The sequence below is a fragment of the Neorhizobium galegae genome (assembly GCF_017877055.1).
Taxonomy (GTDB): Bacteria; Pseudomonadota; Alphaproteobacteria; order Rhizobiales; family Rhizobiaceae; genus Neorhizobium; species Neorhizobium galegae_D.
Window position 1 is genome coordinate 1,687,314 of record NZ_JAGIPG010000001.1, and the last position, 14,822, is coordinate 1,702,135.

At 62.5% G+C, this 14,822-nt stretch carries 14 protein-coding genes, 2 pseudogenes and 2 riboswitches; of the genes and pseudogenes, 6 read left to right on the top strand and 10 right to left on the bottom strand.

Going from position 1 to position 14,822, the window contains the following annotated elements:
* Positions 1-19: 19 nt before the first annotated feature.
* Positions 20-397 (bottom strand): fluoride efflux transporter CrcB, encoded by a 378-nt coding sequence (crcB, locus tag J2857_RS07900; protein ID WP_210009542.1) that lies wholly within the window; start codon positions 395-397, stop codon positions 20-22.
* 124 nt (positions 398-521) lie between these two features.
* Between crcB and J2857_RS07905 the strand changes: the two genes are divergently transcribed.
* On the top strand, positions 522-800 hold the full coding sequence (locus J2857_RS07905; protein ID WP_210009544.1) for a hypothetical protein: 279 nt from the start codon (positions 522-524) through the stop codon (positions 798-800).
* Positions 801-817: 17 nt separating this feature from the next.
* Here J2857_RS07905 and J2857_RS07910 read toward each other — a convergent pair whose 3' ends face one another.
* Complete coding sequence (locus J2857_RS07910; protein ID WP_210010080.1) at positions 818-2,413, bottom strand: EAL domain-containing protein; 1,596 nt, start codon at positions 2,411-2,413, stop codon at positions 818-820.
* 177 nt (positions 2,414-2,590) lie between these two features.
* Positions 2,591-3,076 (bottom strand): Lrp/AsnC family transcriptional regulator, encoded by a 486-nt coding sequence (locus J2857_RS07915; RefSeq protein ID WP_210009546.1) that lies wholly within the window; start codon positions 3,074-3,076, stop codon positions 2,591-2,593.
* A gap of 137 nt (positions 3,077-3,213) precedes the next feature.
* Between J2857_RS07915 and J2857_RS07920 the strand changes: the two are divergent.
* Positions 3,214-3,630, top strand: a pseudogene (locus J2857_RS07920) (DUF2000 domain-containing protein).
* Positions 3,631-3,669: 39 nt separating this feature from the next.
* On the opposite strand, the pseudogene J2857_RS07925 reads toward J2857_RS07920, so the two are convergent.
* Together J2857_RS07925 and J2857_RS07930 are read right to left on the bottom strand one after the other, a co-directional pair.
* Positions 3,670-4,065 (bottom strand): annotated as a pseudogene (locus J2857_RS07925) (copper chaperone PCu(A)C); the annotation flags it as partial.
* Positions 4,066-4,225: 160 nt separating this feature from the next.
* Complete coding sequence (locus J2857_RS07930) at positions 4,226-4,603, bottom strand: hypothetical protein (RefSeq protein ID WP_210009550.1); 378 nt, start codon at positions 4,601-4,603, stop codon at positions 4,226-4,228.
* Positions 4,604-4,798: 195 nt separating this feature from the next.
* Positions 4,799-4,886: riboswitch (glycine riboswitch) on the top strand.
* Positions 4,887-4,966, top strand: a riboswitch (glycine riboswitch).
* Between the two features lie 67 nt (positions 4,967-5,033).
* Between J2857_RS07930 and gcvT the strand changes: the two genes are divergently transcribed.
* From gcvT to J2857_RS07950, 4 genes are all read left to right on the top strand, one after another.
* The gene (gene gcvT / locus J2857_RS07935) at positions 5,034-6,170 is read left to right on the top strand and encodes a glycine cleavage system aminomethyltransferase GcvT (protein ID WP_210009551.1); all 1,137 of its coding nucleotides are present in this window, start codon (positions 5,034-5,036) and stop codon (positions 6,168-6,170) included.
* Positions 6,171-6,186: 16 nt separating this feature from the next.
* Entirely contained in the window at positions 6,187-6,549 is a 363-nt protein-coding gene (gene gcvH / locus J2857_RS07940; RefSeq protein ID WP_210009552.1) for a glycine cleavage system protein GcvH, read from the top strand.
* Positions 6,546-9,413 (top strand): aminomethyl-transferring glycine dehydrogenase, encoded by a 2,868-nt coding sequence (gene gcvP / locus J2857_RS07945; RefSeq protein WP_210009553.1) that lies wholly within the window; start codon positions 6,546-6,548, stop codon positions 9,411-9,413. The genes gcvH and gcvP overlap by 4 nt, the downstream gene beginning before the upstream one ends.
* A gap of 364 nt (positions 9,414-9,777) precedes the next feature.
* Entirely contained in the window at positions 9,778-10,107 is a 330-nt protein-coding gene (locus J2857_RS07950; protein ID WP_210009554.1) for a flagellar basal body protein, read from the top strand.
* 143 nt (positions 10,108-10,250) lie between these two features.
* Here J2857_RS07950 and J2857_RS07955 read toward each other — a convergent pair whose 3' ends face one another.
* The 5 genes from J2857_RS07955 to J2857_RS07975 form a co-directional block, all read right to left on the bottom strand.
* On the bottom strand, positions 10,251-10,625 hold the full coding sequence (locus tag J2857_RS07955; RefSeq protein WP_210009555.1) for a VOC family protein: 375 nt from the start codon (positions 10,623-10,625) through the stop codon (positions 10,251-10,253).
* Positions 10,626-11,021: 396 nt separating this feature from the next.
* Positions 11,022-12,077: a tRNA dihydrouridine(20/20a) synthase DusA gene (dusA, locus tag J2857_RS07960; RefSeq protein WP_210009556.1), complete on the bottom strand. Its 1,056-nt coding sequence runs from the start codon at positions 12,075-12,077 to the stop codon at positions 11,022-11,024.
* A gap of 261 nt (positions 12,078-12,338) precedes the next feature.
* A complete protein-coding gene (locus J2857_RS07965; RefSeq protein WP_210009557.1) occupies positions 12,339-13,388 on the bottom strand; it encodes an AI-2E family transporter in 1,050 nt (349 codons plus the stop codon).
* Between the two features lie 283 nt (positions 13,389-13,671).
* Entirely contained in the window at positions 13,672-13,995 is a 324-nt protein-coding gene (locus tag J2857_RS07970; RefSeq protein ID WP_210009559.1) for a hypothetical protein, read from the bottom strand.
* A 236-nt stretch (positions 13,996-14,231) separates the two neighbouring features.
* Entirely contained in the window at positions 14,232-14,675 is a 444-nt protein-coding gene (locus J2857_RS07975; RefSeq protein ID WP_210009560.1) for an SRPBCC family protein, read from the bottom strand.
* Positions 14,676-14,822 lie beyond the last annotated feature (147 nt).

The following is a 14,822-nucleotide window of genomic DNA, read 5'->3' on the forward strand; positions in this document are numbered from 1 at the left end:
AACGGCCTTTGCCCGGTCTTTAGAGCATTGCCCGCCCGAGCGCCAGTCCGGCGAAAACCGCACCGAGCGAGATTGCAACGCTGGCGACGATATAGGTGACGCCCACCATGGTCGCGCCCCGCTCCAGGAGCGACACGACATCCAGCGAAAAGGCCGAGAAGGTCGTGAAGCCGCCGAGAAAGCCGGTAATGATCAGCAACCGCATCTCCGGCGACGCATCGAACCGCCGGACGATGAGTTCGGCCAGAAAGCCGATCGCGAACGAGCCGGCGATGTTGACGGCAAGCGTCCCCCACGGAAACGCTGGCCCCCACAGGCGCAGCGCCCAGAGCCCGACGAGATAGCGGCAGACGGAGCCGATCGCTCCGCCGATGGCGACGAGAAGCAGGTTGGTCATGGAACTTTCTCTAGGACAGAAGCGAGAATCGTCAAATCGATAAAATGCCGATGTTTTGTTTAAAGGGGAACAAATCAGGGCCGCCGTAATTATCATATTCTGAGAAAAAAGAGTGATAGGCGCGATGACACAACTGGTCAGCATATCGGCGAGCACCGCCGCCCTCGCCATCGAGGCCCTGAAGCCCGGTCGGCGCATCTCGGCCAAGGACCAGGTCAAGGACATCAAGGCCGATGCGGACCGTAACCAGCGCCGCGCCGAAAACGCCGGCGACCCCGGGGATACCGAATTCATGATCCCCGCCACCACCGTTTCGCTCGACATGCTCACCGCCGACCAGAAGCCGCGCCAGCAGGTCACGTTCCACCAGGCCCAGTCGGCCTATCGCGATCTGGAAGACTGATCTCACCCGGCGAACCCTCAGGCCGCCACGCACCGGAAATTCTCCCGCCCGCTCCCCGAGCGGGCTTTTGCATTCCGGTGATAGTCGATGAAATCCCCGGCCGGCAGCGGTTTCGAAAACAGCCAGCCCTGGCCGAAACTGACGTCGTGAGCCTTCAGATAGTCCGCCTGCTCTTCCGTCTCCACGCCTTCGGCGACGATCTGCAGGTCAAGCGTCTTTGCCATTTCGATGATGTGGCCGGTGACCGAGCTGGTGGCGCTATTGCGGCCGATCGTGTCGATGAAGGACTTGTCGATCTTCAGCGCATCCATCGGTAGCCCCTGCAGGTATTGCAGGCTGGAATATCCCGTGCCGAAATCGTCGATCGCCACCGAGTGGCCTCTCCGCCGAGCCTCTGTCAATGTCGTCCGCGCAGCCTCGATGTCGATGAAGCCGCGTTCGGTGGCCTCCAGCCAGATCTGCCCTGCCCTTATCTCCGTCTTCGCGAGTTTCTTGTCGAGCATGTCGAGAATGCGACCGGATGTGACATCGGCGGCGGAAAGGTTGACGGCGATATGCAGCGAACTTTCCGCCTTCAGCAATCCCCCGAGATCGGTAATGATCGCTTCGATGACCTGGTCGGTGATTGGCTGAATGAGCCCGCTCTCCTCCGCAAGCGGAATGAACAGGTCCGGGCGCACCAGCGAGCCATCCGGCCGCCGCCACCGCACCAGTGCCTCGGCGCCAACGCAGATGCCGGTCTTGAGCTCGATGATCGGCTGGTAGTGGACGATGAATTCGCGCTTGCGCACCGCGATCGCCAGCTCACCGAGCGGCGACAGTCTTTTCTTGGACAGCCACACTACCACGCCGACGACGAAGATGGCGACGAAGGCGCCGACCGGCAGCAGCAGGAATTGTTCCTCCCGCAGCCTGCCCGCCAGGTTGGAGCGCGGCTCCATCGCGATCGCGATCAATCCCTTGTCGTGCGCCACCGCATAGAGCGCCGAGGAGGTCATGCCGTTTCTGGGCTCGTCGATCAGCGCCTTGACGAGGTCTGTTTCGGGGGAATTGAGTTCGTTGAGGACCATGCCTCGCTGGTTGGCGAGCGCCAGGGATATGTCGGGGTCCACCAGGATATCGACGAAACGGGCCGGATCGACCAGCACGTTGTAGGGGCCGTAGTGGAGCGCCATCATGGGATTGCCCATGCTGACCGCCGGCTGCACGCGGGTGGCCACTTCCACACCGTCAGGCGTCATGTAGTCGATCCACGGCCTGTCGACCTTGCGCTCCTCGATCCCCCAGGAGGTGCATTTCAACAGTCCGTTCTCGAAATAACCGACTTCCTTGACCGAGGGCGTATTGAAGGCGATCACCCGCATGCGGGCGATATGCTGGTCCGAGCAGGGCACCAGGCGCGGATAGGCGAGCGAATCGAGCGCCGCCCGCGCATCCTCGAACGTCCTGCTCGCACGCATGATCGTCTGCTCGGCGAGCCGTTCGAGATTGTTCTGCTGTTTCTCGACCGTGATGATCCACGAAATATAGACCATCGCGACAATCGGAACGATTGCCCCGAGCAGGCCGAGGAAAATGGCCGCCGCAATCACCCGAGAACGTCGCAGTTCCATTGCCGAAACCTTTGATGAGAGGTCTTGGGCGACATTCATCGCCGACTTCTGTTAAGATTCCTTGATACAACTCGATCAGGTTGTATCGAAGCAACTCCTAAAACCCTGCCGGTTGCGGGCCGCCGACGCAAATCGGGCCGAATGCGCATCTCCGCCCAGGAAACCTAGGCAGCATGTTTATGTTCGCCTGCCCGCGAAACGCAGCGGAAGCCCGTCGAAAGCTTTGATTTCCTTCAGGACGAAGGTCGTCTGCATTTCCTTGATGCGCGGCAGCCGCCGCAGCGTCGACATGGCGAAATCCGCATAGGCGTCGAGATCGGGTGAGACGACCTGCAGCAGGAAATCCGCGTCACCCGCGATACTGTAGCAGGCGACGACCTCGTCCAGGCCGATCACTTCCGCTGCGAACGCTTCGGCTTCTTCTTCGCTATGGCTGTCGATCTTGACGCGGATGAAGGCAAGTACGCCGAGGCCGATCGCCTTTCGGTTCAGCACCGCCTTGTAGCCCTGGATGACGCCCGTCTCCTCGAGATGCCGCACGCGCCGCCAGCTTGGAGAGGTTGAAAGCCCGATCTTGTCGGCCAGCGCCTGATTGGTCAGGCGGCCATCGCCCTGCAAAGCCTCCAGAATTCTTATATCCGCCAGTTCGACGTCGTTCGCCATCAAAATCTACCTTTATTTCCCTCTCAAGAGGTAGACTCTACCCCAGGATTAGAAAATCTGGAAGCAAAAGGCAGGATCGACCGGACGATGCGGAGTAATCTGCAGGTCCTCTTCCACTGATGGATATCTTGCCACCTATGACCGACGACATTCGCATCGCCATCATCGTCAACCCTTTCCTGCCGCTCGGCCTCGTCGCCAATACGGCCGGCGCCATCTCGATCGGCCTCGGCGCCCGCCTGCCTGCGCTCGCGGCTCGCCGGCTGACCGATCGCTAGGGCCGCACGATCGATATCAGTTCCGCACTGCCGGTGCCCATTTTGCAGGCGCAGCCCGACACGATCCGATCCTTGATGCTGAGGGCTGTGGAGCAACTCCAGAACCACGCCATCGTGCCTTTTCCGGCCTTCGCCAGGTCGCTGCATGACTATCGCGACTACGAGAACGCCTTCCCCGCCCGTGATCTGGCGGAGGAAGAGATCGACGGCCTTGGCCTCGCAGGCCCTTCGAAATGGATAAAGTCGCTGACCGGCAGCCTCAAACTGCTGCGCTAGAGACGAAGAGCCCGCTCTGGCGAGCGGGCTCTATCATACTCACTTGTGCTCGTGGCCGCCCGGCCCAGCCGCCTCGACCGGTAGCGTGATGTCTACCTTGCCGGCCTTTTCGAAGGTCAGCGTCACCGGCACCTTGCTACCCTGCTTGAAGGGTTCCTTGACCTTGATGAACATCAGATGCAGCCCGCCGGGCGTCAGTTCGACGGTTTTGCCCGCCGGGATGGCTATGCCGGTATCGAGCTTGCGCATTTTCATCACCTGGCCCTGCATCGCCATCTCGTGCATCTCCACGGTGCCCGACGCCGGGGACGAGACCGAAACCAGCATGTCGTCGGCCTTGCCGGTGTTCTTGATGGTGAGATAACCGCCGCCAACCGGCTGGCCGGGCAGCATCGCCTTGGTGAAGGCACTGGTGATTTCGAGGTCGGCGACCTTGGCGGGCGCATCTTGAGCGGCCGTAGCTCCCGCAATAACAATGCCGGTGGCAGCGAAAATGCCGAGGAAAGCGAGTTTGGTGAAGGTCTTCATGGAATATCCCCATACGGTGACAGCATCGGTGCCGGTCGACCGCGATTGATCTGAGAGTGGCAAAGCATCAGATCGAAATCGGGGGCGCGCGGGATTTCGGACGGGCGACGGCGGTGGTGCCGAGCAGTCGGGAAAATTGGCGCAGCGGGTTGGCGAGCGAGGCGCGCTCGCGACCAGGCCAGATTTCATCCCTCGGCGGGGGCAGGATGACCGATGCGGAGAGCAGGCAGACTTCGCAGAGCGGCTTTGCCTCCGGCATCTGACGGCCGTGGTCGCCTTCCGAGCAGATGTCGGCAAACGTGCCGTCCGGCAGGCGATAGGCTTCGCTGTAGGAATCGAGCGGCGCTGCCGCCTGGACCGGCTGATGGGCAAATCCCAGCAAAAGCAGCAGCATCGCGCAGAAAATGCGCGTTGAGTTCGCCGCCGTGTTGAGCCGTGCCGTCATCGTCTCGCCTGTCCGAATGCCTGCCGGAATAACCCAAATCCCGGCAAAGCGCAAAAGCCCTTTTTGCCGCGGATTTTTCGCTCATTTCGCCAGCCGTTGCATTAGGTCAAATCGCGTTTGCTGCGTTGCGACAAAAATAGTGTTCCATGCGACATGGAGGGCTTGCCAAATGGCGAGCGAGGCCGATAATACCGCCCAGACTCGCTGGGAGAAGCCGCTTCAATGCGGTGCCGAAGGAGCAACCGCCCCGGAAACTCTCAGGCAAAAGGACCAGCAGTCGACCGACAGGAACTCTGGAGAGAAGCCTTTAAAGGGCTCGCCGAAGGGATAACAATCTCAGGCGAAAAGGACAGAGGGGGCTCATAAACCGGTGCGTCACTGCGCCTGAATCTGAGCCGGCGCTTGAAATGCGCCAACCCTGGAGGCGTCCTTGGACGATCAGACCGTTCTCAAGACCACCCCGCTTCACGCCCTCCATCTGTCGCTCGGCGCCAGGATGGTGCCGTTTGCCGGCTACGACATGCCGGTGCAATATCCGGCCGGCGTGCTGAAGGAACATCTGCACACCCGCACCGCTAGCGGCCTGTTCGACGTCTCCCATATGGGCCAGGTCGTCATCCGTGCGAAATCCGGGACCTACGAAGACGCAGCGTTTGCGCTGGAAACCCTGGTGCCCGTCGATATCCTCGGCCTGAAACCCGGCCGCCAGCGCTACGGTTTCTTCACCGACGACAATGGCGGCATCCTCGACGACCTGATGATCACCAACCGCGGCGACCACCTGTTCGTCGTCGTCAACGCGTCGTGCAAGGATGCCGACCTCGCCCATATGCAGGCGCAGCTGACCGGTTGCGACGTGGAACTCCTCGAAGACCGCGCCCTTCTCGCCCTCCAAGGCCCGCGCGCGGAAGAGGTCCTGGCGGCTCTCTGGCCGGATGTCGTCGAGATGAAGTTCATGGACGTCCGAGACGCATCTCTCCACGACGCGCCCTGCATCATCTCCCGCTCCGGTTATTCCGGCGAGGACGGGTTCGAGATCTCGGTTCCGGCAGACCAGGCCGAGCAGATCGCCAAGGCGCTGCTCGAAGACCTGCACTGCCGGCCGATCGGGCTCGGCGCCCGCGATTCGCTGCGGCTCGAAGCCGGCCTCTGCCTCTACGGCAACGACATCGACACCACCACCTCGCCGATCGAGGCAGCGCTGGAATGGGCGATCCAGAAGCCCCGCCGCACAGGCGGCGCCCGCGCCGGCGGTTTTCCGGGCGCCGACCGCATCCTCGGTGAACTCGCGAATGGCACCTCCCGCCGCCGCGTCGGCCTGAAGCCGGAAGGCAAGGCGCCCGTCCGCGCCCACGCCAAGCTTTATGCGGATGCGGAGGGGAAGGCCGAACTCGGCGAAGTCACCTCCGGCACGTTCGGCCCCTCGGTCGAAGGGCCTGTCGCCATGGGCTATGTCCCGACCCGCTTTGCCGAACCCGGCTGCCAGATCTTCGCGGAAGTGCGCGGAAAATACCTTCCGCTCACGGTCGCGGCCCTTCCCTTCATCACCCCCACCTACAAACGATAATCCTCCGGAGAGAACCATGTTGAAATTCACCGCCGAACACGAATGGCTGAAGCTCGAGGACGGTGTCGCGACCGTCGGCATCACCTCTCACGCTGCCGAACAGCTCGGCGATCTCGTTTTCGTGGAACTGCCGGAAGTCGGCGCCGAGCTTTCGAAGGATGGCAATGCCGCGACCGTCGAGAGCGTCAAGGCCGCCTCCGACGTCTATTGTCCGCTGGACGGCGAAGTCACCGAGGTCAACCAGGCGATCGTCGACGACCCCTCGATCGTCAATTCCGATCCGCAGGGCAAGGGCTGGTTCTTCAAGCTGAAGCTGAAGAACTCCTCCGACGCCGACGCGCTGATGGACGAGGCCGCCTACCAGGACCTGATCGCATGACCACCGACAGCACCGATTTCCATTTCACCGACTACCAGCCCTACGATTTCGCCAACCGCCGCCATATCGGCCCGTCGCCCGCCGAAATGGCCGAGATGCTGAAGGTCGTCGGCTACAAGAACCTCGACGCCCTGATCGACGCCACCGTGCCATCCTCGATCCGCCAGACGGCACCCCTTGCCTGGGGTCCGGCGCTCACCGAACGCGAGGCGCTCGACAAGCTGCGCGACACGGCGAACCGCAACAAGGCGCTCGTCTCGCTGATCGGCCAGGGTTATTACGGCACGATCACCCCGCCGGTCGTCCAGCGCAACATCCTTGAAAACCCCGCCTGGTACACGGCCTACACGCCCTACCAGCCGGAAATCTCGCAAGGCCGCCTCGAAGCGCTCCTCAATTTCCAGACGATGATCTGCGACCTCACCGGCCTCGACGTCGCCAACGCCTCGCTGCTCGACGAGGCGACCGCCGCCGCCGAAGCCATGGCGCTCTGCCAGCGCCAGGCGAAATCGAAGGCGACGGCCTTCTTCGTCGACGCCGCCTGCCACCCGCAGACCATCGCGCTGATCGAAACCCGCGCCGCCCCCCTCGGCTGGAGCGTCATCATCGGCGACCCGATGACCGATCTCGATCCCGTCGATGTTTTTGGCGCGATCTTCCAGTATCCCGGCACCAACGGCCATGTCCGCGATTTCACCGGCCTGATCTCCCGCCTGCACCAGACCGGCGCGGTCGCTGCCGTCGCCGCCGACCCGCTGGCGCTGACGCTGCTCAAATCCCCCGGCGAAATGGGTGCCGACATCGCCATCGGCTCAAGCCAGCGTTTCGGCGTGCCGGTCGGTTACGGCGGCCCGCATGCGGCCTATATGGCGGTCAAGGATGCCCACAAGCGCGCCATGCCCGGCCGCCTGGTCGGCGTCTCGGTCGACAGCCGCGGCAACCGCGCCTACCGCCTGTCGCTGCAGACCCGCGAACAGCATATCCGCCGCGAAAAGGCGACCTCGAACATCTGCACCGCCCAGGTGCTGCTGGCCGTCATGGCCTCCATGTACGGCGTCTTCCACGGCCCGGACGGTTTGAAGGCGATCGCCCAGCAGGTCCACCGCAAGGCCGTGCTGATGGCCAAGGGCCTCGAGAAGCTCGGCTATGTCATTGAGCCCGACACCTTCTTCGACACGATCACCGTCGAGGTCGGCCATATGCAGGGCCTGATCATGCGCGCCGCGGTCGCCGAGGGCGTCAACCTCAGGAAGGTCGGCGAAACCCGCATCGGCATGTCACTCGACGAGCGCACCCGGCCGGCCACCCTCGAAGCCGTCTGGCGTGCCTTCGGCGGCAATTTCAAGGTCTCTGATTTCGAGCCCACCTGGCGCCTGCCGACCGCGCTGCTGCGCAAATCCGACTACATGACCCACCCGATCTTCCACATGAACCGCGCCGAAAGCGAGATGACCCGCTATATCCGCCGGCTCTCGGACCGGGATCTGGCGCTCGACCGGGCGATGATCCCGCTCGGCTCCTGCACGATGAAACTCAATGCGACAGCCGAAATGCTGCCGATCACCTGGCCGGAATTTTCCGACATCCACCCCTTCGTGCCCGCCGACCAGGCGCTTGGCTACAAGGAGATGATCGACGACCTGTCGCAGAAGCTCTGCCAGATCACCGGTTACGACGCCTTCTCCATGCAGCCGAATTCCGGCGCGCAAGGCGAATATGCCGGCCTGCTCACGATCCGCAACTACCACCTCGCCAAGGGCGACACCCACCGCGACGTCTGCCTCATCCCCACCTCCGCGCACGGCACCAACCCGGCCTCGGCCCAGATGGTCGGCATGAAAGTGGTCGTCGTCAAAGTCCGCGACAACGGCGATATCGACCTCGACGATTTCCGCGCCAAGGCCGAGCAACATGCAGCGAACCTTTCCTGCTGCATGATCACCTACCCCTCGACCCACGGCGTCTTCGAGGAAACGGTGCGCGAGATCTGCGAGATCACCCATGCCCATGGCGGCCAGGTCTATCTCGACGGCGCCAACATGAACGCCATGGTCGGCCTGTCCCGCCCCGGTGACATCGGCTCCGACGTCAGCCACCTCAACCTCCACAAGACCTTCTGCATCCCGCATGGCGGCGGCGGTCCCGGCATGGGCCCGATCGGCGTCAAGTCGCATCTTGCCCCGCACCTCCCCGGCCACCCGGCGACGGACGGCCGCGAAGGCGCCGTCTCGGCCGCCCCCTTCGGCTCGCCGTCGATCCTGCCGATCTCCTGGTCCTACTGCCTGATGATGGGCGGCGAGGGTCTCACCCAGGCGACCAAGGTGGCGATCCTCAACGCCAACTACATCGCGGCACGCCTTAAAGGTTCCTATGACGTGCTCTACAAGTCGGAGGCAGGCCGCGTCGCGCATGAATGCATCATCGACACGCGCCCGCTCAACGCGTCGGCCGGCGTCAGCGTCGATGATGTCGCCAAACGCCTGATCGACTGCGGTTTCCACGCGCCCACCATGAGCTGGCCGGTCGCCGGCACGCTGATGATCGAGCCGACCGAGTCGGAAACCAAGGCCGAGCTCGACCGCTTCTGCGAAGCGATGCTGGCGATCCGCGAGGAAGCCCGCGCCATCGAGGAAGGCCGCATGGACCGGACGAACAACCCGCTGAAGAACGCCCCGCACACGGTGGAAGACCTGGTCGGCGAATGGGACCGTCCCTATTCCCGCGAACAGGCCTGCTACCCGCCGGGCGCCTTCCGCGTCGACAAATACTGGTCCCCGGTCAACCGCGTCGATAATGTCTACGGCGACCGCAACCTCGTCTGCACCTGCCCTCCGCTGGAAGCTTATGCGGAGGCGGCGGAGTAAACGCTGTCCGACCGTCACCACGCCTTCTCGGGTTGATCCCCGGACGCCAAGAGGGCCGCGAAGCCTATCTCCCCCTTGCGGGGGAGACTTCGGAGCGATGGCCGCAGACCAGAAAACGACGAAGGCGATTTCAGCGAACGAAGGCCTGAGCGCGTCCCCGCGGGAAGGCTTTCAACACCTTAGCGCGACTAGGTGTCGGAAATTCCAAGAGAGAGGCCTGACCTATGCGCCTGCATTTCCGCCCCCCGCCCCGTTCCGGCACATCTGTGCCGTACCGCGCTACGCTTCCCTTACCCTTCCCGTTCAGTCTTCCTTGAAGCTCTTGCCGTAGAACCGTCCCATCGGCGTTTGGGAGATGATGTTGATGGGTCTGTCGGCTGTGATGAGCATTGCGTTTTCGGGCATGCAGGCCCAGGTGAAACGGCTTGCGACCGCGGCGCACAACATCGCCAATGCCGATACGTCCGGTTATGATCGCCTCGACACCCAGGTCTCTTCCCTCCCCAACCCCGGCGGCGTCACCACCACCGTCACCCCTTCCACCTCGGTCACTTTCCCCGACAGCTCGAATGTCGATATGGCCAGCGAGATGCTCGACGCGCTCGCCTCGGCGCAGGGCTTTGCGGCCAACGCCGCGGCGTTCGAGACGGGAGCGGATATGTGGGATGTGCTGATGAGCATCAAGCGGGATTGAGGGAGCCGCCCGCTTCACGCAGACGGCGTTGGGCGAGAGTCTGGCACCGATGTGACTGCTGTCGGCCCGAAGCCGACATTCCCACGCCTACTTGCCTCTTGAACGTCGATCGCGCTGTTCAGGGGGCGCTGCTGACGCCTATCTCATTTCGTCGGCTGAGACCGCGCGGTCAGTTTGTTTCCGTCAGGATCGCGAAGATATGCGACGAACGACCCGTTCGGACGCTCCGCGGGCGGGCTTTCGATCGCTGTGCCACCATGCGCGGTACCCGCGGCATGCCACGCCAGAACGTGGTTGGGGCTCGCGGCGGCGATACCTATGGTCCCACCGTTGGCCGCGGTCGCCGGCTTACCGTCGATTGGTTTCGTGACCATCAGACGACCGCCCTCATGCGCATAGATCAGTCTGCCTCTCGCATCCATCTCGCCGGGCTTGCCTCCCAATGCTGCGAACGTGGCATCATAGAAGCTTCTGGCCCGCTCCAAATCGTTGCTTCCAATCATGACGTGGGTGAACATGCTTCATCTCCAGTAAGGTATCCAATCGGTCCCCATCCTCGGGAAACGTAATCCTAGCCATGGGTGGTCGCAAACCTCCCGATTAAAGCGCCACTTGTTTTCCAGAGGTTTCCGACATCACAGCATAGGGTGTTCTACGCCGGCCGCAATGTCCGGTATTGGCGCAAAGCAGCCGTGATCTTATCCATTTGGCATTGGCTTTCTGCGTGGATTATAGTTTTGGGGGCGTTAGCCGAACGGGGCGCCGAGAGGTGTCACCTATTACTTACTTACGAGGCAGCTTTCAGCGCCCCGTCCGATCCTCGGGTCTCGCTTTGCCCGCCCGAGGATGACGAAAAGAAACCGAGGATCGCCAAGGGAGGAGTGTGTCCAATGGGAGCTCGACAATCTCCGCCCTCACCCAGCCATCTTCTGCTCCTCGGGTCGGACCCGAGGACCGCCAGCGATATCCACCGCAGCGAAGGCGGCCGCGATGACCTCCGGTCCGGCGCCCGGCCGGGTGGCGTCGGTGGAGAGGATCTGGCGAAACCGCCTTGCGCCGGCAAAACCCTGGAACAGACCGACCATGTGCCGGGTGACGTGATGCAGCCGCCCGCCCCGGCCGATCAGTTCCGCCGCATAGTCCATCATCGTATCGTTGAGCGCCAGCCAGTCGACGTCGGGGGCTCGAGCCTTCTCGACCGCACCAAATTTCAAAAGGTCATCCACCCCGGCGAGCATACCGGTATTGTGATAGGCGGCGCGGCCGAGCATCACGCCGTCCATATGGGCGAGATGCCGGGCCGCCTGTTCGAGGTCGGCGATGCCGCCGTTGATGCCGATGAACACGTTCGGGTTTTCCCGCTTCATGGCATAAACGAGGTCGCAGTCGAGCGGCGGGATTTCGCGGTTTTCCTTCGGGGACAGTCCCTGCAGCCAGGCCTTGCGGGCATGGATCCAGACGCCATCGGCGCCGGCGCCGATCACCCGGGCGAGAAAATCCGGCAGCACCTGCGCCGGCTCCTGGTCGTCGACTCCGATCCGGCATTTCACGGTGACCGGCACACTCGCGACCCGCTTCATCGCCGAAACGAGGTCGGCCACATGCGCCGGATCGCGCATCAGGCAGGCGCCGAACGTGCCCGACTGAACCCGGTCGGACGGGCAGCCGACATTGAGGTTGATCTCGTCATAGCCGAAATCGGCAGCGATCCGCACCGCCTCGGCGAGCTTTGCCGGATCCGAACCACCGAGCTGAAGCGCAACGGGATGTTCCTGCGGCGAATAGGACAGGAGCCGGTCGCGCGGCCCATGGATGATCGCATCGGCCACCACCATCTCGGTATAGAGCAGCGCCGACTTCGACAATTGCCGATGCAGGAAACGGCAATGCCGGTCCGTCCAGTCGATCATAGGCGCGACGGCAAAAACTGGAGCCTTGAAATATTCAGCTTTCTTAGCTGTTTGTGTCACTTTTTTCACCGTCTTCTTGACGCTCGGCCTCGCCCGGATGCGCCGTTTCGGGCTTGGATCCGGCGCAATCCGGCAAATGGAATTGCGATGGGCCAAACGAACAATCGCTCATCGGCACCACTGCGCCCAAGCAAACGCAGGCATACCGCGTCGGCTTTCCCTACTCCATCGACCCTATCGGGGTCAATTTCCGAGCTGTGCGGGATCTGCGGGAGAAATCGGAGACCGTCGTTAAATACATGGGAGGGGCCGTTGCCCTCGTCAGGCATCCGAAATGCCCTCCTCCTCGACGAATATTCCCCAGGCGGCAATGAAGAGAGCAGCGACGAGCGGTCCGATTACGAACCCGTTGATACCGATCAGAGAGATTCCCCCAATGGTAGAAATAAGGACGACGTAGTCGGGAAGCTTGGTTTCCCTGCCGACCAAACGCGGTCTCAGAAGATTGTCGACAAGACCGATGACCAGAGCGCCGACCGCGACCAGCACGATGGCCTTCACCCAGAAGCCGGCAAGCGCCAGGTAGATGGCCGTGGGCATCCAGATCAATGCAGCACCGATCGCCGGCAGCAGCGACAGGACGCTCATCAGAACGCCCCACAGCAAGGCCGGCTCCACCCCGAGCGCCCAGAATGCGATACCGCCGATCGAGCCCTGGATGATGGCGATGATGATGTTGCCCCGCACGGTGGCGTGGATGACGGCGGTGAATTTGGAGGTGAAGCGACGGGTATGCGCGTCGCTGAGAGGCAGTGCCTTTCTGATTGTACGGGCGAGCACCTGCCCGTCCCGGAACATGAAAAACAGCAGATAGAGCATCACGCCGAAGGCGACGAAGAACTGCAGGGTGTTCTGGCCGAGGCTCAGGGCGCGTCCGGCAAAGAAACCGCCGCCCTGCATCAGTGCCGTGGAGACGCGCTCCCGAAACGTGTCGAAGCCCTCCAGCTCGATCCGCTCGATCCAGCCGCGGACGAACACGGGCAGCGCCTCCTGCAGCTCCTGGAAAAACCTCCGCACGTCGATCTCGCCGTTGTCGATACGCGCATAAAGAAGGTTACCCTGCTGGACGAGCGAGCTGAGGACGATCAGCCCTGGAATGATGACGACGCAAAGGCAGATCAGGACGGAGAGCGCCGCCGCGATGTTTCTGCGCCCACCCAGCCAGGCCTCGATGCGAGCATGAAGGGGGAAGAAGATGATCGCGAGGACGATTGCCCAGAATATCGCTGAATAAAACGGCAGGACGACTGCGACGAACGCAATGGTCACCAGGACCAGAAGCACATAGAAACTGATGCGTTGAAGGGGCATTCGACCTTTCCGCTTTGAGACCGCTGGAATGGTAACACAATCCGGCTGCGGCGTGGCCCGCGGTTTACCCCGCTGTCTGGTTTTTCGCGCACGCCTCGACGGTCGCCGCACAGGCGACAGCCGTCGTCTGAAACCGCGCACCGGCGATTACTTGTTCAAGTCCTGCGGCCTCGGCGGCCTGGACATGCCCGACAAGCTCGCTGGGCGAAAACTGTTCATGGGAAGCGTGATAGCCGAAAGGCGTCGTGATCCATCTCCCTCCAGGATCAGCCCGCGACAACGGTCAACCAAAGGCGATTTCTTCGGCTGAACGTTCCATATCCTGCCGGCGATGCCTCCTGGGACGCCCCTTCCCGGCCAGAATGAAATCCAGCCCGGCGGCGGACGGCCCGAACCGGTCGATGAGACGCTGCGCTTCCTGCGCGCTCAGGCCATAGTTCTTCACGAGATCCTGTGGCGCATATTTCGGTTTCCGGCGCAGATCGGGATCGGGCGCCTCATCCGGCGGACCGTCAGATCGGGCTTCGGCGGCCGGCGGGACCGGATTGGATCGCGACGGCCCGGGAGGCTGCCGGTCCGGGGCGGATTTCATCGGTGGCTGCTGCATGACTTCCTTCTCTTTCGGAATGTCAACAAGGCAGGCCTGCGTTGGTTCCCGAAACGACGTTCGGGCGAGCGTCCACAGGGCTCAATTTGGAGTGAACGGCCGTCGGCATGGCGGTTCCGGCGGCATCCACCAACGAGAACCAGATCAGGTTGGAAACGCAGGTAACCTGCGTCTCGCCCGGATCGCGAAAGGTCGCTGACGCGATCCGATCTCCCGGCTTTGCGCCGTGATATACATCATTCGTTGATCTCGGGCTCGACGACTCTGGCCAGATTCCGAAGCGACTCCTGCCAGCCGAGATAACACGCTTCGGGCGGGATGATGTCCGGCACGCCTGCCTGGGTTATGTTCACCTCGGTGCCGACCGAAACCTTCTTCAGCGTCAAGGTGACTTCCATTTCGCCCGGCAGGTTGGGATCGTCGAATTTGTCCGTGTAGCGGACGCGTTCACCTGGGACGAGTTCGACAAATTCGCCGCCGAAGGCATGGCTGTTGCCTGTCGTGAAGTTCCTGAAGGACATCCTGAACTTGCCGCCCACCGTCGGCTCCAAGTGATGCACAGTGCACAAGAAGCCGTTGGGCGGAAGCCATTTGGCGAGCGCGTCCGCCTCGATGAACGCGCGATAGATCTTCTCCGGGCTGGTTGCCAGAACGCGATGAAGGCGTATGGTGCTCGGCATGGTCGTGATCCTTCTGATTGGTGATTAGACGACTCTAAGGACGAACGAGACTTTGCCGATCCGACATCTCATGTCTCGTTTCGAAAAAAATGTTCCGCCTTCCAGCAACACCGGACGGTGGCCACCAATACCTGCCGGTCAAACCTC